The organism is Aeromicrobium sp. PE09-221 (assembly GCF_002174305.1).
Taxonomy (GTDB): Bacteria; Actinomycetota; Actinomycetes; order Propionibacteriales; family Nocardioidaceae; genus Aeromicrobium.
In genome coordinates, this window is the sequence record NZ_MIJB01000021.1 from 16,987 (window position 1) to 41,476 (window position 24,490).

Below are 24,490 nucleotides of genomic sequence, written 5' to 3' on the forward strand. Positions count from 1 at the left end.
CGACGTCTTCTACGATGGCCGTGATGACCCCGCACGGAACGAGCAGAGGACGCGCGGTAAGGCTGATCTCCACAGCGGGATGGCCGTTGGCGGACCGCTCGCCGCTGCGAGAGGCGGCCGTTCAGGCGCTCGATGAGGCCTCCGGCGCGGTGATCGTCGGAGATCCGGGCGTAGGAAAGACCACCCTCGTCCGCGAGATGACGACCGGTCTTGAGCGCGCTGCGACGGAGCAGACCGTTGTCTGGCTGCGCACGCCGGCCAAGCTCATCGCCACCCCGTGGGGCATCCTCGAGCCTCTTATCGGTGCCGAACACGGTCCCGAGCCCGGCGTGGATGAGGTCGGCCGGCTGATCGAGCGATGTCGCCGGGCGCTGCGGGATCTGCCCGGGCGGCCCCTGCTGGTGATCGACGATCTTCACCTGGTCGATGCCGTCACCGCCGTGGTCGTGGCGGAGATCGCGCAGACCCAGGCCGCCCAGATCCTCGCGACCTGCCGGCGCCAGCCCGGGCCTCCGGCCGCGGTCGGCACGCTGTTGCGGCAGAACCTCCTGCACCAGGTGGACGTCGCCGGCCTAACCTACGACGAGGTGGAGGCGGTCCTCACCACTGCTCTGCAGGGCCCGGTGGCCCTTGAGACGATCTGGAAGACCTGGGAGGTGACTGGCGGAAACCCCCTCTACCTGCGCGAGCTGGTGCGTTCGCTGCGCGATGCGGGGGCCATGGTCGAGGTGGACGGCGCCTGGGTGTGGAACGACCGCGGCGTGGTGGGACGCCGACTCACCGACCTGATCCAAGCTGAACTCGCGACGTTGAGTCCGGCCGAACGCGATGTCGCCGACTTGCTGGCCCTGGCCGGGCCGACGGCGATCGAGCTCCTGGCAGGGGCCATCGAAGACGCCGCGCTGACGGCGATGACCGACCGTGGCCTGGTGGTGCTCGAAGCCGATCAGCATGACGGCGTGCTGCGCGCCCGGCTCGTCCACCCGGTGCATGTCGACGTCATCCGCGCCACCGTTCCCCCAAGGCGACGCCGAATCCTGTATGAGCGTCTACAGAACGAAAGCGCGGATGTGACGCATCCGGCAGCCCTCTTCTCTACCGTGGACTGGGCACTGAGCTGCGGCGTGACACCGCCGGTGGAGGATCTCATCGCCGCTGCCCGCGCGGCGGCGAAGCTCGCGGATGCGCGATTGGTCCGACGGCTCACCGAGGCTGCTCTCGCGCACCTGGAGCCCGCCGATCCGCGCGCCCTCGATCTGAGGATGACGCGGGCCCAGTCGGATCGGTTCGCCGGCAATTTCCGCGCCGCACGTGAGGACCTCGACGTGGTCGCCGCGCATCTACCTGCAGGTGTGGAGGGCGAGCAGTTGCGATGGAGACATGCCCGTCTGGTGGCGAATCTGCAGCAGTACGGCGCGGACGATGTCGATGCGGCGTTGACCACGATCGAGCATGTCGAACTGACGACTCCGCCGTTGTGGCAGGCGCGCCAGGTCGACCGATTGGTCCGGCTCGCCTGGGCCGGGGACTACCGGCGCGGACTCGGCGAGCTGGAGCGTTTCGCCGAGCGCAAGGATCATCCGCAGGCCCTGCGCGCCAGCATGCTCGGTTCACTGATCGCCGGGCTGGGGCAGGCGGGACGCCTCGAGGAATCCCTCCGGCTCGCCGACGACGCCCTGCGATCCTGGCAGACGGACTCCGAGCGCTACCCCTGGCTCCTCTGGGAGGTGCTGGGCACGCGCTTCCTGGCGGCGTTGTGGATCGGCGACCCCGAGGGGGCGATGAACCCTCCGCACATCGACGATCCGATGGCGAAGGTCGATGACGCGGTGGTCCAGGTCGGTCACGGCCGCTACCACGCGGCTCGCGGGGAGTGGAGCCTGGCGACGGCGCAGTTCCGCGGCGCCTTGTCACGATTCGCCGTGCGCGATCCTTCCGGCTTCGGTCCGACGGCTTCGGCCAATCTCAGTTACAGTCTGGCGGCTTTGGGTGACCGCGAGGGGGCCACCCGGGCTCGTCGGGACTACGAGACCGCGCAGTCCGGGGCGTCCCGGGTGGTCTACGGCGACAGCCAGATGAGGGTGGCGGCCGCCTCCGTCGCTCTCGGCGAGGATGATGCGGCACAGCGCTGTGCCGATCTTGACGCGTGGAGTTCCCACCAGGGCCTGTGGTTGTGGGCGATGCACGCCAGGCACCTGCGCTGTGTGGTCGAGGCGGCGTCGAACCGACCCACCAGGATGCAGGTCGACCACCTGACGCATGCCGCTCGGCGCGTTGAGGGGCCACTCGGCCCGCTCGTCGTCGCGCATGCGCAGGCGCTCGCGGAGGGCGACGCGGTTCTCGCCGGACGTCTCGCCGGACGTCTCGCCGAGCGTGGTGTCTGGATCCCCGAGTGTCGTGTCACTCACTTGACGTCGCGCCAGCGCGAGATCGCGCTCCTGGTGCGCGCGGGGCTGTCGAATCGGGAGATCGCCGAGCGTCTGACGCTGTCGGTGCGCACCGTCGACACGCACGTGGGCAATATCTTCGAGCGTCTCGGCGTCGGGACGCGTTCGGACCTCGCGAGCGTTCTGGGGGGGTTCCGAGCGCGGCCACGGCACCGGCTGACGGTCAGCGGATCGGTCGGGCTGGTGGAGCCTGTGGCGGTCGGTTTACGTAGTACTTACTGAGGCGCGAACAGGTGCCCGCTCTCTACGCTGCTGGAAGCCAGAGTTCCGGCGCCGTTCCCGTCACTCCGTCTCGGCCTCGCGCCGATCTCCTGGACGGGCTCCAGCGGCACGTGGAACACCATCGCCGGCGCACCGGCCGGCCGAGCGGAGAGAATCTCGATGCGTACACCCGAAGCGGACATGGTCGACGAGAACCGGCCGGAAGGTCGGCCCCGGCAGACCGAGCGAGCACGGTGGGTCAAGCTCGCCGTCGCGGTGCTGGCGGGCGTCGCCGCGCTGGTTGGCGGGATCTTCGCCGCGGGCGCGCTGTTCACCTCGCAGGCCACGGTTGCGGGCCAGCAGGTCGGCACCGCGACGGTCGAGATCGCCGCGGACACCGTTGCGTCGTCTGCTCCGATCGACGTCGACAGCCTGTTGCCCGGTGACTCGGAGTCGACAGTCATCGAGGTGGCCAACACGGGGAACGAGGACGTCTACTACGCGGTGTCGCTCAAGACCACCGAGGGCGGCGATGAGGCACTCGAAGAAGTGCTGCAGGTGACGGTCGAGGTCGGCGAACAGTCGCAGACCCAGACAGTGGCTGACTGGCCATCAGGTGTCTTCCAGCTGGGGGACCCGCTCAGCGCCGGAGCCACGCAGGAGGTCGAGGTCTCGATCCAGTTCCCGGAGAACGCAGACAATGAACTCCAGGGCCTGAGCACCGAGTTCAGCATCCAGGTCGAGGCGATCCAGGCGCGGAACGTGCCCGAGCCGACCCCCGGCTGGGTCGTTGACTAGGCGCGCCCCGGTGCGGTCCAGCATGCGGGTGGTGCTGGTCGGCCTGCTTGTGGCCCTAGCGGTTCCTGCCGGTGTCGGCACGGCCGGGGCGGTGTTCACCGCCACCACCTCCAGCGAGACCCAGCAGGCCGGGACCGCCACCCTGCCCGCCGTCGACGGCGCCCAGGCGACCCGCACTCCCGACGGCACCGCGGACCTCTCCTGGACCACCCCGATCGTGCGCACCGACGTCGCGCCTGACTACACCATCGAACGCGCCATCGGCGACGACACCACGACCCTGACCCCCGACATCACCGCCGACAGTGGCGGCACCACCGCGGGGTTCACCGACGACCTGACCACCCCCGCCGAGATCGAGGGCAAACCCGTCACCGCCGTCACCGCCGGGGGCTTCCACACGTGCGCCATCGCCGACGCCCGCGCCTACTGCTGGGGCTGGAACGCCTACGGGCAACTCGGCAACACCACCACCGACAGCTCCGTGCCCGTCGCCGTCACCGGCCTCGACGACCCTGTCACCGCCATCACCGCCGGCTGGGCCCACACGTGCGCCGTCACCGACGCTGGCACCGCCTACTGCTGGGGCCTCAACGGCGGCGGGCAGCTCGGAATCAACACCACCACGACCAACAGCGCCGTGCCCGTCGAGGTCGCCGAGCTCGACAACCCGGTCACCGCCATCACCGCCGGCTTTTACCACACCTGCGCCATCACCAACACCGCCCACTGCTGGGGTTACAACCTCTACGGGCAACTTGGCAACGACAGCACCGAGAACAGCAGCACGCCCGTCGCCGTCACCGGGCTCGACGACCCTGTCACCGCCATCACCGCCGGCGGCTATCACACCTGCGCCATCGCCAGCACCGACCCCAGCGCTGGTATCGCCCACTGCTGGGGCAACAACAGCGACGGGCAACTCGGCAACAACACCACCACCAGCAGCGCCGTGCCCGTCGAGGTCGCCGAGCTCGACAACCCGGTCACCGCCATCAGCACCGGTCTCTATCACACCTGCGCCATCGCCAGCACCGACCCCAGCGCTGGTATCGCCCACTGCTGGGGCAACAACAGCGACGGGCAACTCGGCAACAACACCACCACCAGCAGCGCCGTGCCCGTCGAGGTCGCCGGCCTCGACAACCCGGTCACCGCCATCACCGCTGGTGATACCCACACCTGCGCCATCGCCAGCACCGACACCAGCGCTGGTATCGCCCACTGCTGGGGTTACAACGGCTACGGGCGACTCGGCGACGGCACCACCATCGATCGTGCCGTTCCGGTCGATGTTGATGTGGAGATCGGCGTGCTCGGAAGGAACTGGACGTGCGCCCAGGAGGACTGGCAGCTCATCGGAGACCCCGACGACCCCGAGCCACAAGCCTGCGCCCCCGGGCCCAACATCCCAGTCGCCTACCGCCTCGCCTACACCAAGGCCGGCTGGGAGTCCCCGAATACCAGCGTGACCACGATGTGGAGTGACGATCAATGACGCAAGCACTGTCAGCGGCTTCAGCCGGCGACCCCCAGGTCTGCGAGGCGGTGGTCGCGGCCCTGCCCCAGACCGGCGCCTCCCTGACAACCGGGGTCCTGACTGCCGGGCTGATCCTGCTGCTTGTCGGCGGCGTGACCATAGTGCTCGCGACTCGCCGGCGCCGAGGAGTCTCGACTCTGGCCGCGGTCGCGCTGCTGGCCATCGCCACCGGCACAGCGGTCTTCCTTCCTGCACCGTCGGCCCATGCCGCGGGCGACGCCCGCGTGGACTACAGCGACGGCTGCACCCTGATCAGCGTCGACCAGGTCCGGTTCACCGAGCAGGCCGCACGTCTGCTGCCCGGTGACGATGCACCCGCGATCGATGCCGTGGTGACCAACGAGTACGACGCTCCGATCTCGGTCTCCGGCACCGCCACCATCGAGGACCCCGCCACCGCCGATGCCTTGACTGTCGCTGTCGCTTTCGAGAGCACCACCGATGCACCGGTCACCCTCGAGCCCGGACAGAGCACCCCGGTCACCGTCACCGTCACCGTGCCCACGACCACCGATGACACCGCCCAGAACCTGACCAGCCCCCTCACTCTGGTCCTGACCGCAGCCGAGGCACCATGACCACGCCCGCCCACCAGACCCGACGCACCCGGCTACGAGTGGTGCTGGCCGGCCTGCTCGTGAGCCTGGCGGTTCCTGCCGGTGTGGGCACGACCGGGGCGGTGTTCACTGCCACCGTTTCCGGGGAGACCCAGCAGGCGGGCACCGCCACCCTGCCTGCCGTCGACGGGGCCCAGGCGACCCGCACGGCCGGCGGGACCGCTGAGGTGTCCTGGGCCACTCCGGCCGTGCGTCCCGACGTCGCCCCCGACTACACCATCGAACGCACCATCGGCGGCGACCCCGCCCCGGTCGAGGGCCTCGACCTCACGGTCGATGATGACGGCACGACGGGGTTCACCGACGACCTGACCGCCCCCGCCGAGATCGACGGCAAACCCGTCACCGCCATCGCCGCCGGCGGCGTCCAGACCTGCGCCCTCTCCGAGACCGGCGACGCCTATTGCTGGGGCTCCAACCGCTACGGGCAACTCGGCGACGGCACCGATGACGCCAGCCTCGTCCCCGTCCAGGTCACCGGGCTCGACGATCCCGTCATCGCCATCACCGCCGGTGACTGGCATACATGCGCCCTCACCACCACCGACGCCGGTACCGTCTACTGCTGGGGCTACAACGGCTTCGGGCAACTCGGCGACGGCACCACCACCGACAGCTTCGTCCCCGTCCAGGTCGCTGGGCTCGACGAGCCGGTCATCGCGATCACCGCCGGCGTCACCCACACGTGCGCCCTCACCGATACCGGCGACGTCTACTGCTGGGGCGACAACGGCTACGGGCGACTCGGCGACGGCACCGATGACGCCAGCCTCGTCCCCGTCCAGGTCACCGGGCTCGACGAGCCGGTCACCGCCATCGCCGCCGGCAGGACCCACACGTGCGCCCTCACGGACACCGACGACGTCTACTGCTGGGGCGACAACGGCTACGGGCGACTCGGCGACGGCACCGATGACGCCAGCCTCGTCCCCGTCCAGGTCACCGGGCTCGACAAGGTCACCGCCATCACCACCGGCTTCACCCACACGTGCGCCCTCACCACCACCGGCGACGCCTACTGCTGGGGCTACGGGCGACTCGGCGACGGCACCGATGACGCCAGCCTCGTCCCCGTCCAGGTCACCGGGCTCGACGAGCCGGTCACCGCGATCACCGCCGGCTGGTACCACACGTGCGCCCTCACCACCACCGACACCGCCCACTGCTGGGGCAACAACGGCGACGGGCAACTGGGCAACGGCACCGATGGCGCCAGCCTCGTCCCCGTCCAGGTCACCGGGCTCGACGATCCCGTCACCGCGATCACCGCCCGCGTCACCCACACGTGCGCCCTCACCACCACCGGCGACGCCTACTGCTGGGGCAACAACGTCCACGGACAACTCGGCAACAACAGCACCGACGGGAGCCGCGTTCCGGTCGAGGTTCACGTCGCGGCCGGGGGGCTGGGCCGCTGGACGTGTCAGGAGGAGAACTGGCAGCTCACCGGAGACCCCGACGACCCCGAGCCACAGGCCTGCGCCCCCGGCCCCGACATCCCAGTCACCTACCGCCTCGCCTACACCAAGGCCGGCTGGGAGGCCCCTGTTTCAACCCAGGTCGAGGCCCACATGCAAGGAAACCGCCCCTGACTTCCTCACCAGCGCGTGTCGACGCCACTCCGCCATCATCCTCCCGGCGCACGGCCATCCTCGCCCGCATCGCGCATGCTGTACGACCACAGGCGCGTTGGATCGCCATCACGGCGATAGTGCTGGTGCTCACCGGACCCCATCTGTTCGCGCTGACCGGCCACCGGCTCATCGCGGTCGACGGAGGCTCCATGGCCCCCACCTATCTGCCCGGCGACATCGTGATCACCAGCCCACCGACCGGAGACGACCTCCACGTCGGTCGGATCCTCGTGATCGGCACACCACCTGACCTGTACACGCATCGCGTGGTCGAGGTCCGTGATCGGGGTGCCACGGTAGTCGCACGTCTGCAAGGCGATGCCAATACGGTCCGCGACCCCGGCTGGATCGAGCAGACCGACGTCCACGCCATCCCCACCGCCCGACTCACCGGACCGGCAGCCGACGCGCTCGGCGCGGTCAGTAACCCGATCGGTCGCGGCGCCCTGGTCGCCGGCACCGCCGCGCTGCTCTGGTGGCCGCGCAGCAGTACGCGGACGCGAGACCGCTCGACGCCGAGATGACCGCCGCCCCAGAGGAGAAGACCATGAGTCACAGAGACGGAGAACGGCGCCTCATCGGGCAACGACACCCCCGACACCGAGGCCGCCGGCTCACTGTCATCGCCCTCATGACCTGGTTCGCCATTCTGTCTCCCTGGACGACCGGAGTGGCTTACGCCGCTGATCTCCTCTTCGACGAGCCCGAAGGCATCGCCACTGGGCTGAGCGGTCTCGGGTACCTGACCCCGAACGATCCGGCCGTCCAACCGAGCATCGAATTCAGCGGACGGCTCACCGGCGACCTCGACGGTGCGGTACCGCGGATCGTCGTCTACATCCAGCCGATCGTCCTGGACGCCCCCGAGCTCGAGGTCTGCTCCTGGACCCCCGGTGACTCCGACAACGACGCCAACGGCGACATCGCCTGGAGCTGCACGCACTCATTCACCCAGGACGGCCCCCTGCCGAGCTCCTACTGGATCGAGGCGCGACTCTTCCTCGACGGCTCCACCACACCCGACACCATCGTGTGGGTCGACGCAGGCATCCTTGCCCCTCCGAGCTATGACAGCACCCGCATCGTCACCGACACCTCAACCGTCACACTCAGCGGCGATCGCGAGTACGGCATGGCCGTGGAGGTGCACCCCGGACAACTGGATTCTCGTCGAGACACCCCCGCGGATTCCGGCGCCGTCTGTGTCGACGCCGACCCGACCTCGGCACGCTGGTCCTGCACCTTCGCGCTGCCCGAGGACACCAACGGAATCCACCCCTTCAGTGCCCGGCATGTGCCCATCGAGGGCAGCTCTCAGGACAACTTCGACGTTCCGTCAGGATTCAGCTGGGCCGACGTCGAGCGGATCGGCGCACCTGAACCGCCACCGCCACTTGAACCGCCACCGCCACCGACGGTGCCCTCGGAGCCACTACCCGCGCCGGAGCCTGGTCCCACGTCGCCTGACCCAACGCCCGTGCCCGACTACCCGCCCCCGCCTCAGGAGCTCACGCCTCCACCGGGACCCGAACCGGCCCCGGGCTTCGACAGCGCCACCACGCCGGACCCTCTCCCGGATTCAACGGAGGATTCCGGCACGGATGAGGCGCCGGCAGCCGGGGATGCACCCGCCGCTGCGGTCGGCGACAGCACGGAGCGTCCCGAGACCGGTTGGGACACCCCCACGGAATACGGAACAGCACTGAGGACCCCCGCCACGCTGACCGAGGACCTCGTGCGGAACATCGTCTCGGCCGGCGCCGTCGCTACGGCCTTCGTCTTCTTCGTCGCGCTGCCCGCCGAATTGCTCTACGCCACACTCCAGAAGAACTATGCGCGAGCCTTCGGCTGGACGACGGGCCTGCGTCGCCTCTGGACCGGGTCGAGCTCGAGATGGACGGGACCCTCCCGTCAGTGGACGGGAATTGCAGGCGTCCTGGCCGCGGGAGCGGCACTGGCGACTCTCTCCGAGTCCGGCCCGGCGAGCGGCGCCGTCGTCATCCGCCTGTTCCTGGCAACCCTGTTCTCGATGACGATCATGAATGTCGGTGCAGTTGTGATGTCCTGGGTGATCTTGCACGGCCGCTACGGCAGCCCGACTCGGCTGAGGGCGATGCCGGCATTCCTGATCATCGCTGCGGCCAGCGTGCTTGCCTCGCGGGTATTCGACCTCCGCCCAGGTCTACTGTTCGGGCTGTTGCTCTCGGTCGTGGCGCTGAGGGGTCTGGACCGGGCCCGCGCGGGAAGGACATCGGCGGCGATCAGCGCAGGGTTCCTCCTCCTCGGGGTGGTGTCCTGGCTCGCATATGCGGCCCTGGACCCCGAGACCGGCGGCTTCATGATCCAGCTACAACGTGAAGTCCTCACCAGCCTCACCATCGGTGGCATCGGGACCACCATGATCTCCCTGCTGCCCGTCACCTTCATGGAGGGGCGAAGCATCGCCGCGTGGTCGAGGACGGTCTGGGGGTGCTTGACCATCGTCGCGGTGATGGCCTTCTGTCTCATCGTGGCGCCTCTGCCCGACTCCTGGGTGGAGGCGAACGAACAGACGCTGCTGTGGAGCGTGGTATTCGGGGCTTTCGGAATCGTCTCTATAGCGGTGTGGGCCTGGTTCCGTTTCCGGCCAACGCCGGATCCGGTTCGTCAGGATGTCTGAGGTGAAACATCTCGCACGGCTCACAGCCCGGAGAAGAAGAGCATGATCGGCAGGGCTCCGAGAACGACGGCGAGGGACAGGCCGACGAAGTCGAGTCTGGTCCAGATGGCGGGTTCGGCCCAGGTGCGGGTCGCGGCTGAGGCGAAGCCGCGGGCGTCCATCGCGATCGAGGACGATGACGCGCCGCGCAGCGCCTGCACCAGCAGCGCGAATCCCATCGATCCGCTGTAGCGGGTCATCGCGATCGGACTGCGACCTGGGGCGACTCCGCGAGCGCGACGAGTGCGCTCCAGGTCAGTCCAGGTCTGCGCGAATCCGGCGAACCGCTGGAGCGCCGCCGAGAACGCCGCCACCGGCCGCGCCGGCAGCCGAAGCGTCTGAGCGGCGTAGTCGCCGAGACGTCCCGGATCGAGGAAGCCGACGACCACCGAGCCCGGCCAGGCGAGCACGAGGATGCGCAGACCCGCGACCACGGCGGTCTCGGTGTCCTGTCCGCCGAGCCGCCACGTCGAGTACACGATCGTCACCGCAGCGAAACCCGAGAACGCCAGGCACAGCAGCGGATAGCGCCAGGTGGGCAACAGCAGCAACGCCGCCACCGCGTAGGCTCCGACTGCGGCGAGCGCGATCGGCAGCGAGCGAATCGCGAACGAGCCGACCAGCGAGCACGCGCCCACGGCGAGCAGTACCAGCGGGTTGACCCGCGTCACCCAGTCCCTCACCTCCCCCGCCTCCGCGCCGGGGAACGGAAGATGTGCTTCCGTGGTCGCCATAGCGACCCGCGAGTCACATCTTCCATCGCGAGCTCACGCAGGATGTGATTTGACGGTCGCCAGGACAACCACCGAGTCACATGCTCCGTCGCGGAGCGGAAGATGTGACTCTGCGGTTGCGATAACAACCATCGAGTCACATCCTTCGTCTCCCAGGGACGGGCGAGGGCGGTCACAGGACCACCTCCACGTCGCGGGGAGCGTCTGGATCGTGGGTCGCGAGGGCGACCGCGGCGCCGGCTCGGGCGGCTGCCGTGTACCAGCCGGCCACCATCGCCCAGGTGTCGCGATCCTGGCCCACCGTCGGCTCATCGAGCGCCACCAGCCCCGGTCGGTGAGCGAGCGCACTGATCATCGCCAGCCTCCGCTGCTCGCCACCGGACAGCCGATAGGGATGCGCGGGGCCGAGATGCGCCAGCCCGACGAGCTCGAGCAGCGCGTCGACATCGACCGATACCCCAAGCCCCGTCGCCGTCCTCGCCACCTCCTCACGCACCGAGGTGGTCAGGAAGCCCAGCTCGGGATTCTGCGGCACCCAGCCCATCCCCCGGGCCAGGTCGCGCGAGCGGAGACGACTGAGATCGGGCGTGACCGTGCCGGTGGCCGGCCGTACCAACCCCGTCATGGCCATGAGGGCCGTCGACTTGCCGGACCCGCTCGGACCCTTCACCGCCAGCACCCTGCCGGGATCCATCCGCGCGTCGAAACCGCTCAAGGCCGTCGAACGCCGGGACCCGCGGATCGTCCGCGTCACCAGCTCGACCGTCAAGTCACGGGCCACCACCGGCTCGGGATCGGCGGACGGCTTCACCAGATCGAGAGGGACGTCCAGAGGTTCGGGTGGCGGCGCGCCGGGCATCCAGAGACCCGGGACGCCACCCGATGCGAGAAAGGCCTCCACCGATCCGTCGAAGGCGATGGTGCCCCCGGGAGCCAGAACGATGATGCGATCCACATGGTCGAGCCACGGCTCGAAGCGGTGCTCCACCACGAGCAAGGTCCGTCCGCCGAGGGCGCCGACGACCGCATCGCGTACCTGACTCGCCGTGGCGGAGTCGAGCATCGAGGTCGGCTCGTCGAGCAGCACGAGGTCCGGCTCGATGGCGAGCACCCCGGCGAGCACGAGTCGCTGCTGCTCGCCGCCCGACAGCGCCGAGGTGAACCGATCCCGCCCGTACGACAGTCCAACCGCCGCGAGGGCGGCATCGACTCGACGCCAGGTCTCGCGACGGGGCAGACCCAGGTTCTCCGGCCCGAAAGCCACGTCACGACCGATCCGCTCAGCGACGATCGCATCCGCCGGATTCTGCAGCACGAGCCCGAGCCGTCCGTCGACCTCGACCTCACCGGTCGCCTCCCCGGAGATCGTCGTGCCGAGCGCTCCGGCCAGCGCATGCAGCAGGGTCGACTTCCCGCTGCCGCTCGACCCGACCATGAGCACGCGCTCCCCCGCCCGGATGTCCAGGTCGACGCCGGCGATCGTCGCGTGCTTTCGCCCCACCGGGCGCCAGGAGAATCCGCGGAAGCGCGCGGCCCCGCGGCTCACCTAGACCTCGACGGTGTGCTCGCGTCCCGCGGCGAAGGAGTCGAGCACACCCGCCTTGGCGAAGGCACGCGTCAAGGCCCAGCCGCCCACACCGGCCACCAGCACACCCGAGGCGACGAAGAAGCCCAGATGCGCGAGCTTGTAGCCGAAATCCCAGTCGGCGTAGTAGGAGAACCACTCGTAGACCGACTCGAAAGCAGCGGCCATCGCCCCGGCGAGGACGGCGACACCGATCCCGAAGCGGCGGTAGAAGAACAGCAGGAAGATCAGCTCGGCACCGAGCCCCTGGAAGAAGCCCGCGGCGAAGACGCCGAACCCCCACTGCGTACCGCCGACGATGATCGCCGAGACGGCGGCCGCGATGAACTCGGTCGCGAAGGCAGCACCGGGCTTGCGGATGATCAGGCCGCCGACGACACCCGCGAGCAGCCAGACGCCACCGAGGAAGGCCGAGGACGGCGGGAAGGCGAACAGCGCGAGATTGCTGATCGGCTCATAGAGCTTGCCCCACGCCCAGAAGACGACGCCGAAGGCGACGCCCAGGGTGGCGATGGTGACCAGATCGATCGTGCGGTACCGCAGATCGGTCGATGAACGGGTTGCAGAACTCATCGTGACTCCCTTCGCCGGTGCTAACCGGAGCAGGTTCAAGGGTCTGCGGCTTCTCCGCACTCTCAGCGCCCTCTGCTTGGCGCTCCCCTGTCGTTGTGCCACCCACCGTACACGGCCACGTCCGGTACGCGGGCGTGCGCTTCTCGCATCGCGCGCCGGATGATGATGCGTTGGGGCTGCCATGGCGACCCCAACGCATCTTCATTCGTCCCCACCAGCTCGAAACTCGATGCATTCGGGTCACCCCAGCGACCCTGACGCATCATCATCTATTAAGGCGATCACTCCACCAGGTCGGGGCGGCCGAACATCTCGGCCGTCGCGCGTGCCGAGGGGGTGCCGGCGTCGAGGTCGGCACCGTGCTCGCGAAGCAGCCGGACGACCTCGTCCTCGCCTTTGAAGATCGCCCCGGCGAGTGGACTCTGGCCGCGGTCGTTCACACGGTTGACATCGGCACCTCGCTCGGCGAGCACGGCGACCGCATCGCCGTGCCCGTGATAGGCGGCGAGCATGAGCAGGGTGTTGCCCGCCGCGTCCGTCAGATCCACCGGGGTGCCCGCATCGATATAGGCGGCCAGTCGTTCCGCGTCGCCGGTGCGCGCGTCGTCGAACAGTCGATGAGCGAGCTCGACGAGCTTCGGATCGGGTTCGGTCGCCATCGGTCCAGGATAACGACCGGGGACGCGCCACGCGGGCCGACGACTGCGCCGCCGAGTCTGCTGTCGGGCCCTCCTCGTCCTAGGCTCGGAGCATGAGCATCGCGACCGATCTGGTGCTGATGGCCACCGATCCCATCACCCACAAACTGACCCTGAGCAGCGTCAACAACGATGCGATCATCGGCGGTGCCCACCTCCTCGACCTCGTCGCCGCCCGCCGGGTGGCCGTCGAGGGGACCGCCAAGAAGGTGCGCGTCCGGGTGATCGACGGCTCCCCCTACCCCGACCCGGAGGTGGATGAGGCACTCAGCCGGTTGCGTGACGGCAAGACCCGCAAGGCATCGGATGCCGTGACCCGCCTCGGCAAGAACGGGGTCCAGAACGCCTATCGCCGCCTCGTCGGCACCGGGCAGGTGCGCGATCGGCAGGAGAGCGTCCTCGGCTTCGGACTGCGCCGTCACGAGGTGCTCGACATCGCCCGCCGTGACGACCTCATCGCCCGCGTCCGCGACGCCCTTCTGCAGGGGCTGCCCGTCGACGCCACTTCGGGTCCCCTCATCGGACTGCTCCAGGCCAGCGATCAGCTCAAGCTGGTGACCAGCCGCGACGAACGCAAGACCGCGAAGACCGCCGCCGCAGCCATCAGCGCCGAGGACTGGGCCAGCGCGGGCGTGAAGGACGCCATCGCCGCGACCCAGACCGCGCTCGCCGTCGCAGTGTTCACCCCCACGGTCATCGCCGCGACCAGCTCTTGAGGTCAGGCTCCTGGCCGCGTCGCCGCTCCATCGGTGGACCCGTCCACCACAATGGGGGCATGTCTTCGGTGCGTACCCCTGACCCGAATCCCGGCTGGCTGTCGGATTTCCAGCTCGACGAGACACGCTCGCGCGTCCCGATCCTCTATGTCGAGGCCGTGCCCGTGCGCGTGGACGCACTGGGGCAGGTCGAGCACATCGGGCTGTTGCTGCGGGGCTCTCCGCAGACCGGGGACATCGTCCACACGCTGGTCTCCGGGCGGGTCCTGCACGGTGAGTCCGTGCGCGGTGCCCTGATGCGCAATCTGGAGAAGGATCTCGGGCCCACCGCCTTTCCCCGTCTCCCGGCCACCATCACGCCGTTCACCGTCGCCGAGTACCTGCCGGTGCCCGGCGTGACCCCGATGTACGACCCGCGTCAGCATGCTGTCGCCCTCGCCTATGTCGTCCCCGTCACGGGAGAGTGCGCTCCACGTCAGGATGCCCTCGAGTTGTCGTGGCTGACGCCCGAGGACGCCGCGAGCCCCGCGGTCCTGGACCAGCTCGAGGGCGGACGGGGGCATCTCCTGAAGCAGGCACTCGCCCACCTGGGCGTGCCCGCGTGACGCTGGCGATCCGCGCCGCTTCGACCTACCCCTCTCCCCGCGGTGCCGCGCACCGGCCTCTGACCCGCCTGCGACGATGAGGGGGTGCCCGACCGTCGAGTGAACCCCTGGCTGATGCTCACGGTCGGGATGGCCGGGCAGTGGGCCGGCACGCTGGTCATCAGCGCACCACCGTTCCTGATCCCTTATCTCCACCTCTCGCAGGGGGTGAGCCTGGTGAGCGCCGGTGCGCTCGCATCGGCTCCGGCCATGGGCACGATGCTGACGCTCGTCGCCTGGGGCCTCGTCGTGGATCGTTATGGCGAGCGCCGCGCGATGCTGGCCGGCCTGAGCCTGGTGACACTGGGCGCTGTCGGCACGACGATGGTCTCGTCTCTGGGGCCGCTGGCCCTCTGGTTCTTCGTCTGCGGTGTCGGTGTCGCGAGCACGAATGCCGCAAGCGGTCGGCTCGTCGTCGGTTGGTTCCCGGCCCATCGGCGGGGTCTGGCGATGGGCATCCGTCAGACCGCCCTCCCCCTCGGCGTCGGCTCCGCCGCCCTGATCATCCCCAACACCGTCGCGGCTGCCGGCCTGCGGACCGCCTGCATCGTCGTGGCGACAGCGGCGCTCGCGGCCACTCTCGCCGCATTGTTCATCGTGGATCCGCCGCGACCCCCGCGACCGGCGCCTGGAGCCGCGACACGCGCCGCCAATCCCTACAGGCAGGATGCCGTGCTGTTGCGGATCCACCTCGCGTCGGCTCTCCTGGTGATCCCCCAGTACGCGGTATGGACCTTTCTCCTACTGTGGCTGGTCGACATCCACGGCTGGTCGGTGGCGGCGGCGTCCATCCTCGTCGGTGCGACCCACGCCCTCTCAGCGGCGGGGCGGATCGCGGCGGGCTGGTGGTCCGATCGGCTCGGATCGCGGTTACGCCCCCTGCGCTGGATCGCCGTGACAGCCGCGCTGGTCATGGTCGTGCTCGGTGTCGCGCAGTCCTCGCCGGTCGGTATCGCTCTGGCCGTCCTCGCGACCGTGGTGACGGTCTCCGACAACGGGCTGGCCTTCACGGCGGTCGCCGAGCGGGCCGGCGCCTACTGGTCCGGGCGAGCCTTCGGGCTGCAGAACACCGGGCAGTATCTGACGGCCGCCGCCGTACCTCCGGTGCTCGGTGCCGTGGTCACCCATGCGGGTTACGGATGGGCCTTCGGCGGAGTCGCGGTCTTCGCGGCACTCGCGGTGGCCTTGCTCCCTCGTGACGCTCCCAGCCCGCAGGGCCGCTCCACCCTCACTTGATTACCCTCGGGTAACATTTCCGTGGCTGGCAGTGACGCTACCGTGTTTGGCTTGCCTTAGTGAGGCAGGTCGCCCGGTCGGCGCTAGTGTCGGCAGCATCTGTACGGTCCGATCCGGAGGATCTCCATGAATGAGCGCCAGCGAGTGAGCGACCTATCGTGCGGCTTCTTTGAGGCGGTGACAGCATGAGCACGATCTCCCTGGTAGCAGGCATCATCTCGCTGGCCGTCACAGCCGTCGCGGTCTCTCTCGCCGTCGTCGGCATCCGCCAGATGCTCCGGGTCATCCGCGCCGGCCAGCCCGCGGTCGGCCGTACCGACCAGCCCACCAAGCGCCTCGGCACCATGCTCAAGGAGACGGTGCTGCACACGCGCATGCTCCAGTGGACCTGGGTCGGCATCATGCACTGGTTCGTATTCGCGGGGTTCATCTACCTCAGCACCGCCGTGCTCACCGGTTACTTCCAGGTCTGGGATCCGCACTTCCTGCTCCCCATCATCGGCACCTGGTACCCCTTCGTCTGGCTGACCGAGATCCTTTCCTGGCTGACCGTCATCGGCATCGCCTACCTCATCTACATCCGCCAGAAGAACCACCCGCGCAAGCTGGACCGCAAGAGCCGCTTCTTCGGTTCCACCTTCTGGCAGGCCTATTTCGTCGAGCTGATCATCCTCGGCGAGGGTCTCGCGGGCATCTTCATCCGCGCCGCGGAGTACCGCCTCCTGCAGGTCGAGGGCTCGGACCACGCGAACTTCGCGCACTTCCCGCTGACCGGCTGGATCGGCGAGACCCTCTTCGGCGGACTCTCCGCCTCGGGCGCCGAGACCGTCATCGTGCTGGTGGCCCTGTCCAAGATCCTCATGGCGATGGTGTGGCTGGCGGTCATCGCGCGCAACATCACCATGGGAGTCGCCTGGCACCGCTTCAGCGCCTGGTTCAACATCTACTTCAAGCGCGAGGCCGACGGCGGCACCGCCCTCGGCGGTCTCGTCCCGCTGTACCTCAACGGCGAGCGTCTCGACATGGAGAAGATGGAGGACCTGGAGGAGGAGGACTTCGAGAAGCTCGGCGTCGGCAAGGTCGAGGACTTCTCCTGGAAGGGCATCCTCGACTTCACCACGTGTACCGAGTGCGGCCGCTGTCAGAGCCAGTGCCCCGCCTGGAACACCGAGAAGCCGCTCTCCCCCAAGCTGCTCATGATGGGTCTGCGCGAGCACGCCTACGCCAAGGTGCCGCTGCTGGAGAAGGACGCCGACACGCTGACTGAGGACGAGAAGCGCGAGCTGGAGCGTCCGCTGATCGGCGACGAAGACCTCTTCGGCGTCATCGACCCCGATGTCCTGTGGTCCTGCACCAACTGCGGCGCCTGCGTCCAGCAGTGCCCGGTCGACATCGAGCACGTCGACCACATCGACAACATGCGTCGCTACCAGGTGCTCGTCGAGTCGAACTTCCCGACCGAGCTGAACAACATCTTCAAGGGCCTGGAGCGCAAGGGCAATCCGTGGGGCATGAATCCCAAGAACCGGATGGACTGGGCCAAGGATCTCGATTTCGAGGTCAAGCAGGTCGGTGAGGACGTCGAGAGCCTCGACGAGGTCGAGTGGCTGTTCTGGGTCGGCTGCGCGGGTGCCTTCGAGGACCGCGCCAAGAAGACCACGCAGGCCGTGGCCGAGCTGCTGAACATCGCGGGCGTGGACTTCGCCGTGCTCGGCGACGGGGAGACCTGCACCGGCGACTCCGCTCGTCGCGCGGGCAATGAGATCGTCTTCATGCAGCTGGCGATGGAGAATGTCGAGGTCTTCAAGGAGACCAAGGTCAAGAAGGTCGTCTCCACCTGCGCCCACTGCTTCAACACGCTCAAGAACGAGTACAAGGAGTTCGGCGTCGAGCTCGAGGTCGTCCACCACACCCAGCTGCTCAACCGTCTCGTGCGTGAGGGCAAGCTGAAGCCGGTCGCCCCCGCCGCCGGTGAGGCCGAGAAGACGATCACCTACCACGACCCATGCTTCCTGGGCCGCCACAACCAGGTCTATGAGCCACCGCGTGAGCTGCTCGGCGCGATCCCCGGATCGACCTATGCCGAGATGCCCCGCCACAGCGAGAAGTCCTTCTGCTGCGGCGCCGGCGGCGCGCGCATGTGGATGGAGGAGACCATCGGCTCGCGCATCAACATCAACCGCACCGAGGAGGCCATCGCCACCGGGGCCGACCAGATCGCCGTGGGCTGTCCCTTCTGCCGGGTGATGTTGTCGGATGGCCTGACCGCCAAGCAGGCCGATGGGGAGGCCCGCGTGGAGGTCGAGGTGCTCGACGTCGCGCAGATGCTCCTGGCCTCGGTCAAGCGCGAGCCCAGCGCCGAGGAGTCCGAGGCCGTCGTCAGCGAGGCGGAGGCCGCCACGGGTGCCGCAGCCGCCACCGGCGGAGGCGACGAGGACAAGGCCACGGAGGCCGAGCCCGATGTGGAGGCCGAGGCCGATCCGGGGACCCTCACCGACACCTCCGATGTCGGTGCCGCTGCTGAGGCGACCGAGACCGGTGAGTCCGAGTCGGAGGCGAATGCCGAGCTCGACGAGCCCGTATCGGCCGGACGCGAGGAGGATATCGCCATCGCGGCGGAGAGCAATATCGTCGTCGACGATGAGGGCAAGGGCCACGGTGCCGTGGAGGCTCCGTCCACGCAGGAGCCGGAAGAAACCGCCGAGGCGGGGGAGCCTGCGAAGTCGTCTGAGTCGGAGGACACTGAGAACGTGTCCGACACTCTGACGACCACCGGGGCCACCGCCGCCGATGAGGAGCCCACGCCCGATCCCGAGCCGGAGGCCGGTGACGCCACTGATCCCGAGGAGGAGTCGGTCCCGTCGAAGGACGACCGTCCCGAGATCCCGGCCACCAAGGAGAACGACCCGGACGAATCCCCGGCCGAGGAGATCTTCGGCGGCTCCCCCACGTCCGATGATGACTCCGATCGCGAGGAGGAGCGCGGTGCTATCACGCCGGTCGAGGACGCCGCGGAGCCCGATCCGGTCGCCGAGGATGTCGCCCAGCTCAGCGAGGGGAATCCCTCCGGGAGCGAGCTGAGCGATAGCGCGACGCAGGCAGCCGCCGACGAGGACGACGACAAGTCCTGATCGTCGTTCCATGACGAGGTCCCGCACCGACCGGTGCGGGACCCTCGCCTCCGTGTCACGACGCCAGCACCAGCGGGATCCGTCGAGACCGTCCCGCCACCACCGCGGCCGACACCATCGACAGCACGGCGATGCCCATGACCACTCCCGCGAGGATCGCCACCGGAACGATTCCCGCGCCGAGTGTGAACGTGCCCAGGATCGCCCAGGACATGCCGAGCAGCGCCGGGAGAACGCTGGCAGCACCGATGCCGATGGCCGCGAGTCCCACGAAGAGCGACTCGGCCAGCACGGTCGACAGCAACTGGCGGGTCGTGGCCCCCGTTCGGCGCAGGAGTTCGAACTCGCCCCGGCGAGCGGCGGTCATCATCATGAGCGTATTGGCCGCGGCCACTCCGACGAAGACGAGCAGGACGAGGGTCGCGCCGGTCGACAACCGCTGTTCGCCCTGGGCATCCTCCATGGTCGCCTGCGCATAGCCTTCGCCGGTCATCAACCGCAGCCCGAGGTCCGCGAGCTCACTCCCGACGGCGGACTCCTCACCGTCCCGCACGTTCACGAAGATCGTCGAGTCCCCCGATTCGGCGACTCCCGTGAAATGCGGGCCGACGAGGTAGTCGCCGAAGGCGAGCCCGCCGTCGTAGATCGCGACGATGGTGGCCCGCGCAGGCCGGCCGTCCTCGCCGACGTCGAGGTCCACCGAGTCGCCGATCGAGGAGAAGGACATCATCGCGGCATCCGAGCTCATCGCGATGGTGTCCGCGCCGTGCAGCTCCTCCCATGACCCGTGCGTGAGATCGGGAGCGAGGAACTCCTCACCAGGGAACACCGTCAGGGTCGTGTGCTCCCACGACAACGCGTCGAGGAGACCGACCCCTGTCGGTTCCTCGCTATCGCTCCACACCGAGGCCGGCACGCCGGTACTGGACCCGACCGCCTCGACACCGGGGATCTCGCGGATCCGTGCGGCAACCCCGGCGTCGGATGTCTCGGCGACGAGATCGACCCGCAACGCGGCGTCCAGGTGATGGCGGGCGCCCTGGAAGGTGATGTGATTCGAACCGGTCTGCACGAGGGCGATGGCGAATAGCAGCGCTAACGGGGTGATCGCGGCGGTGAGACGACGCGATGAGCCGCGGGCGAAGCGAAGCGCCAGGTCCGCCCCCACGCTGCCCCGGTCGAGCGCCAATCGGCCGGCCAGCCGCGCGCCCCGCTGGACGATCACCGGTCCCGCCACCGCCGCGGCGATCACCAACAGGATCCCGGACATCGCCGCCGCGCTCAGTCCGGCGACCCCGCCCAGGCCGAACGGCACAGTCGCCGACGCCAGGCCGAGCAGCGCGAAGACCACGGCAGTGATCGCACGTGGCCGCGCGATCTGGACGTCATCGGTGGCCCGGCGAGTCCTCGCCTCGACCGAGCCGGCACGGGTCACGGACCGGACCGACAGCCTGGTCGCGAGCATCACCGCCGGGGTGAGCACCAGCAGCGTCCCGAGGATCGCGAGCGGTGAGAACGCCGGGACGAATCCTTCGGGCACGACGCCGCTGGCCGCGAGCGCGCCGCTGACCGCCCGCGCCGCGAGACCCCCCGCCACCGCACCCACAGGGGCTGCCATCAGGAAGACCACCAGCGTCTCCCCCGTCACCAGCCACCTCACCTGGCTCGGTGTCGCACCGATCGTGCGCAGGAGGGCGAGTTGACGCGACCGAGGCCGCAAAGCCTGTGTGAGGACGGACATCACGATGAAGATCACGACGACGATCGTCGTTCCGGCGAAGGACGAGGCCAGGGCGAGCAGCTCACCGCTCCCCTGTTCTCCGCTCAGTCGGACACCGGCGTCGATCCACGTCCCGGTGAGCGCCAGCAGCAGAGCTGCCAGCAGTATCGTCACGAAGGCGCCGATGAGCGATCCGCGGTTCGCCGACGCGGAGGACCGGGCATAGGATGCCGCGCCGTTCATCCGCGCAGCTCCGTCACGCGGGCCGCGATCTGCGCGGTGGTCGGGGAGATCAGGTGGCCGGCCCAGCGCCCGTCGGCCAGGAAGAGCACCTGCTCGGCGGCGCTGGCGATGTGCGCGTCGTGTGTGACCATGACGACGGTCTGGCCGAGGGATGCGGCCGTCGCCGTGAACACCTCGAGGATCTCGTCACCCGTGTGCGAGTCCAAGGCCCCGGTGGGCTCATCGGCGAACACCACGCTGGGACGGGTGATGAGCGCTCGCGCGATCGCCACCCGCTGCGCCTGCCCGCCGGAGAGCTCGGACGGCGCCCGCCGTTCCTTGCCCCCAAGGCCCAGCGACTGGACCAACCACCGCTCCCATTCCGGTTCCGGGTGCGCCCCGGCCAGCATCAGGGGCAGCCGGATGTTCTCCTCGACGGTGAGGTGATCGATCAGGTTGTACGCCTGGAAGACGAAACCGATGTGATCCCGCCGGAACCGGGTCAAGCGATCCGGGGACAACCTCGACAGATCGATGTCGCCGATGACGATCGACCCGGAATCGGGGCGCTCCAGCCCGGCGATGCAGTTCAACAGGGTCGACTTGCCGGACCCGGACGGGCCCATCACCGCGGTGAAGGATCCCGGTCTCAGCGCCAGGGAGAGGCGGTCCAGGGCACGCACGGTGTCGGGGCCGTTGGGATAGGTCTTCGTCACCTCGGTCAGGCGTACAGCGGTGGCCGTGGTGGTGGCCGTGGTGATCGATGAAGGCATGAGGCTCCTCGGGCGTGGTGCGGTGGCACGTCCACCGTCACCCCCACGCTAGGAATCGGGGCCGGATGTCCTCTAGCCGCGCGAGGAGGAACCCTCGGGCTTGCATCCTTGGATGCAAGCCCGTAGATCAACGCTCGTCGGGGACCGTCACGATGCGGTTCTGATAGGCCCAGACCACGGCCTGCAGGCGCGACCGGACGCCGAGCTTGGGCAGCATGCGCGCCAGGTGCGACTTCACCGTCGAGACCTCGATCGTCAGTTCGCCCGCGATCTCCTCATTGGACATGCCCTCGGCCAGCAGCAGCAGGATCTCCCGTTCGCGCGAGGTGAGCAGCTCGTCGGCGCGACTGCCGGTCACCGGCTGAAGCCTGCGGCGGTCCACGAACTCACGGATCACACGGCGCGTCAAAGCGGCGTCCAAGGTGCCGCGACCCGATGCGACCTGGCGGACGGCCTGCGTGATCTGCTCGGGTGGCGCGTCCTTCAGGAGGAAGCCGGACGCACCCGCCTCGAGCGCACCGAAGACGTAGTCGTCGAGATCGAAGGTCGTCAGGATCAGCACCGGCACCTGTACGGGGCCGTCTGACCCGCACAGCTCCCGCGTGACACTGATGCCGTCCCGACCCGGCATGCGGATGTCCACGCAGGCGACATCGGGACGCAGGTCCCTCGCCAGGGACACCGCCTCGTCGCCATCGGACGCGACGCCCACCACCTCGATATCCGTCTCGGCGTCGAGCAGGGTCTTCAACCCTGCCCTCACCAGGAACTGGTCATCGGCCACGATCACTCGGATCACGGTCTCACCTCCTCGACACTCGTCGCCTCCCGCGGCACCCGCAGTTCCACGTCCCAGCCTCCGTCGAGGCTCGGACCGTACGCCAGCGTCGCCCCCACCAGCTCGGCGCGCTCGGCCATGCCGCGCAGTCCGAAACCTGGTGCCCGCGCGGTCGGCGCGGATGAACTGGGGGCATTGTGCACACGGACCTCCAGCGCCGCCTCCTCACGATCGTCGATGACGACCGCGCAGGGGGCGGAGGGGGCATGGCGCACGGCATTCGCGAGGGACTCCTGCACCATGCGGTAGGCAACGAGCTGACCCAGCGGCCCGATGCCCGTGCCCAGCTCCGGCCAGCGCCCGCGGTGCACCTGTAGCTCCACATCGGCCGCACTGCCGTCGACGAGCTCGGGGATGGTCGACAGCGTGTACACGCTCATCTCGGCCTGATCACCCTCGCGGAGGAGGCCGACCAGCCTCCGTAGGTCCTCGAGCACCAGACGGCTCTGATCGCCGATCGCCCGGGCTCCGCCCTTCGCCTTCGCGGGAGCAGCGTCGATCTGCCGCTCGATCGCCGCGGCCATCAACGCGATGCCGGACATGTGATGCGCGGCGATGTCGTGCAACTCCCGCGCGAGCGCGGTCCTTTCGCGAGCCACCGCGGACTCGACCCGGGCCTCCTGCTCACGCATCAGGGCGTCGTGTTCGCGGGCACCCGCGCTGCGGACGTCACGACGCGCCCGCACCACGGCGGCGACGGCGGCCGGGATCGCCACGAGGGCGGCCGCCTGAACCATGGCTTGGACCGTGAGGGCCGCGAGGTCCTCGCCGGGCCGACCGGCCACGGTGTAGGCACCGGCCGAGACGATGACGACAGTGGGGAGGATGAATCGCAGGCGCCGGTACTCCGCGCTGAGCACGACGACATAGACGCCGATCGCCGTCGGCAGCGACGTGAGACTGTACAGATCCCAGGTGCCGAGAGAGGCCAGCGGAAGCGACACCGCCACGACGAGCGACAGGGCCTTCACAGGGCCGCGCGAGGCGAACCACAGGACGACGGCCTGGGCGGTCAGCACCGCCGCCGTCGCCCACCACATCGGGACCCCCAGCTCCGGCCACGTCAGCTCGGCTTCGCGGGGCTCGATCCAGGGGACGAGGAACAGCGCCGTCACGCACAGGAGCCACCCGACGACTGCCGCCACGCGGAACGCGATGGGCTCTCGCCGTCTCTCGCGCTGTCCGGGATTCATGTCCCGATGCTCCCACGGTGGTCCGTCCGGGAACCGGGGGAGATGCCGCGCAGGGTGGACACCCGCCCTGGGTCAGTCCTCGACGACCACGTGATCGTCGCCGGGACCGTCATCGGCCGATGCCCGGCGCTCGACGCCCACCGTCGCCTGCGTGAGCAGTGCGGCGATCGCACCGACCGCGACGAGCACCGGCGAGACCACCGCTGCGAGAGCCGTCACCGCCACCCCCGCGGTGAGAGGGATCTCGAGCAGGACATCACCCTTCTCGTTCTTGATGAAGACGCGCCGGACATTGCCCTCGCGGATCAGCTCGCGCACCTTGGCGACCAGACCGTCTCCAGAAACCTTGAACTCCTCGTACCGTGTACCGGTGTCATGGGACTCGCTCATCGTCACGCTCCTCACCGACCCGTCACCGGGCCTCGTCATCGGGTGCTTTCAGCATGACAGGGCGACTAGTACGCGGGGGACTGTTGCACGATCGTGTGACAT

General features: G+C 69.1%; 20 protein-coding genes and 1 riboswitch. Of the genes, 11 read left to right on the plus strand and 9 right to left on the minus strand.

Going from position 1 to position 24,490, the window contains the following annotated elements; translation table 11 throughout:
- Positions 1–23 precede the first annotated feature (23 nt).
- The 7 genes from BHE97_RS11375 to BHE97_RS11405 all read left to right on the plus strand — a co-directional run bounded on the left by BHE97_RS11375 (position 24) and on the right by BHE97_RS11405 (position 9,896).
- Positions 24–2,669, plus strand: a complete 2,646-nt coding sequence (locus BHE97_RS11375; RefSeq protein ID WP_170931379.1) for a LuxR C-terminal-related transcriptional regulator — start codon at positions 24–26, stop codon at positions 2,667–2,669.
- A 159-nt stretch (positions 2,670–2,828) separates the two neighbouring features.
- The gene (locus tag BHE97_RS11380) at positions 2,829–3,446 is read left to right on the plus strand and encodes a hypothetical protein (protein WP_140400106.1); all 618 of its coding nucleotides are present in this window, start codon (positions 2,829–2,831) and stop codon (positions 3,444–3,446) included.
- A gap of 10 nt (positions 3,447–3,456) precedes the next feature.
- Positions 3,457–4,944 (plus strand): hypothetical protein, encoded by a 1,488-nt coding sequence (locus tag BHE97_RS11385; RefSeq protein WP_140400108.1) that lies wholly within the window; start codon positions 3,457–3,459, stop codon positions 4,942–4,944.
- On the plus strand, positions 4,941–5,564 hold the full coding sequence (locus tag BHE97_RS11390) for an LPXTG cell wall anchor domain-containing protein (protein ID WP_087624165.1): 624 nt from the start codon (positions 4,941–4,943) through the stop codon (positions 5,562–5,564). Before BHE97_RS11385 ends, BHE97_RS11390 begins: the two co-directional genes overlap by 4 nt.
- Complete coding sequence (locus tag BHE97_RS11395; protein ID WP_087624166.1) at positions 5,561–7,195, plus strand: RCC1 domain-containing protein; 1,635 nt, start codon at positions 5,561–5,563, stop codon at positions 7,193–7,195. Before BHE97_RS11390 ends, BHE97_RS11395 begins: the two co-directional genes overlap by 4 nt.
- 125 nt (positions 7,196–7,320) lie before the next feature.
- Positions 7,321–7,761 (plus strand): hypothetical protein, encoded by a 441-nt coding sequence (locus BHE97_RS11400; protein WP_140400110.1) that lies wholly within the window; start codon positions 7,321–7,323, stop codon positions 7,759–7,761.
- 23 nt (positions 7,762–7,784) lie between these two features.
- Positions 7,785–9,896: a hypothetical protein gene (locus BHE97_RS11405; protein WP_140400113.1), complete on the plus strand. Its 2,112-nt coding sequence runs from the start codon at positions 7,785–7,787 to the stop codon at positions 9,894–9,896.
- 20 nt (positions 9,897–9,916) lie between these two features.
- On the opposite strand, the gene BHE97_RS11410 is transcribed toward BHE97_RS11405, so the two are convergent.
- The 4 genes from BHE97_RS11410 to BHE97_RS11425 all read right to left on the minus strand — a co-directional run bounded on the left by BHE97_RS11410 (position 9,917) and on the right by BHE97_RS11425 (position 13,486).
- Positions 9,917–10,618 carry an energy-coupling factor transporter transmembrane component T gene (locus tag BHE97_RS11410; RefSeq protein ID WP_236757654.1) on the minus strand — a complete coding sequence of 234 codons (702 nt, stop codon included), beginning with the start codon at positions 10,616–10,618 and terminating at the stop codon, positions 9,917–9,919.
- Between the two features lie 223 nt (positions 10,619–10,841).
- Complete coding sequence (locus tag BHE97_RS11415; protein WP_087624170.1) at positions 10,842–12,215, minus strand: ATP-binding cassette domain-containing protein; 1,374 nt, start codon at positions 12,213–12,215, stop codon at positions 10,842–10,844.
- Positions 12,216–12,827 carry an ECF transporter S component gene (locus BHE97_RS11420; RefSeq protein ID WP_087624171.1) on the minus strand — a complete coding sequence of 204 codons (612 nt, stop codon included), beginning with the start codon at positions 12,825–12,827 and terminating at the stop codon, positions 12,216–12,218.
- Positions 12,817–12,926, minus strand: a riboswitch (TPP riboswitch). It overlaps the preceding gene by 11 nt.
- Positions 12,927–13,108: 182 nt before the next feature.
- A complete protein-coding gene (locus tag BHE97_RS11425) occupies positions 13,109–13,486 on the minus strand; it encodes an ankyrin repeat domain-containing protein (RefSeq protein WP_087624172.1) in 378 nt (125 codons plus the stop codon).
- Positions 13,487–13,578: 92 nt separating this feature from the next.
- Here BHE97_RS11425 and BHE97_RS11430 point away from each other — a divergent pair, with 92 nt between their 5' ends.
- From BHE97_RS11430 to BHE97_RS11445, 4 genes are all read left to right on the plus strand, one after another.
- Positions 13,579–14,241, plus strand: a complete 663-nt coding sequence (locus tag BHE97_RS11430) for a GPP34 family phosphoprotein (protein WP_087624173.1) — start codon at positions 13,579–13,581, stop codon at positions 14,239–14,241.
- A gap of 59 nt (positions 14,242–14,300) precedes the next feature.
- Complete coding sequence (locus tag BHE97_RS11435) at positions 14,301–14,846, plus strand: NUDIX hydrolase family protein (protein WP_087624174.1); 546 nt, start codon at positions 14,301–14,303, stop codon at positions 14,844–14,846.
- A gap of 84 nt (positions 14,847–14,930) precedes the next feature.
- Positions 14,931–16,121 (plus strand): MFS transporter, encoded by a 1,191-nt coding sequence (locus BHE97_RS11440; RefSeq protein ID WP_201791422.1) that lies wholly within the window; start codon positions 14,931–14,933, stop codon positions 16,119–16,121.
- 185 nt (positions 16,122–16,306) lie between these two features.
- Positions 16,307–19,252: a heterodisulfide reductase-related iron-sulfur binding cluster gene (locus tag BHE97_RS11445; protein ID WP_170931381.1), complete on the plus strand. Its 2,946-nt coding sequence runs from the start codon at positions 16,307–16,309 to the stop codon at positions 19,250–19,252.
- Positions 19,253–19,307: 55 nt separating this feature from the next.
- On the opposite strand, the gene BHE97_RS11450 is transcribed toward BHE97_RS11445, so the two are convergent.
- The 5 genes from BHE97_RS11450 to BHE97_RS11470 all read right to left on the minus strand — a co-directional run bounded on the left by BHE97_RS11450 (position 19,308) and on the right by BHE97_RS11470 (position 24,388).
- Positions 19,308–21,215, minus strand: coding sequence for an ABC transporter permease (locus tag BHE97_RS11450; protein ID WP_087624175.1), 1,908 nt, complete (start codon positions 21,213–21,215; stop codon positions 19,308–19,310).
- The gene (locus BHE97_RS11455; protein WP_087624176.1) at positions 21,212–21,967 is read right to left on the minus strand and encodes an ABC transporter ATP-binding protein; all 756 of its coding nucleotides are present in this window, start codon (positions 21,965–21,967) and stop codon (positions 21,212–21,214) included. The genes BHE97_RS11450 and BHE97_RS11455 overlap by 4 nt, the downstream gene beginning before the upstream one ends.
- A 127-nt stretch (positions 21,968–22,094) precedes the next feature.
- Positions 22,095–22,766: a response regulator transcription factor gene (locus BHE97_RS11460; protein ID WP_087624177.1), complete on the minus strand. Its 672-nt coding sequence runs from the start codon at positions 22,764–22,766 to the stop codon at positions 22,095–22,097.
- Positions 22,763–23,998 carry a histidine kinase gene (locus tag BHE97_RS11465; RefSeq protein ID WP_087624178.1) on the minus strand — a complete coding sequence of 412 codons (1,236 nt, stop codon included), beginning with the start codon at positions 23,996–23,998 and terminating at the stop codon, positions 22,763–22,765. Before BHE97_RS11465 ends, BHE97_RS11460 begins: the two co-directional genes overlap by 4 nt.
- Before the next feature lie 72 nt (positions 23,999–24,070).
- Positions 24,071–24,388, minus strand: coding sequence for a DUF4342 domain-containing protein (locus BHE97_RS11470; RefSeq protein ID WP_087624179.1), 318 nt, complete (start codon positions 24,386–24,388; stop codon positions 24,071–24,073).
- Positions 24,389–24,490 lie beyond the last annotated feature (102 nt).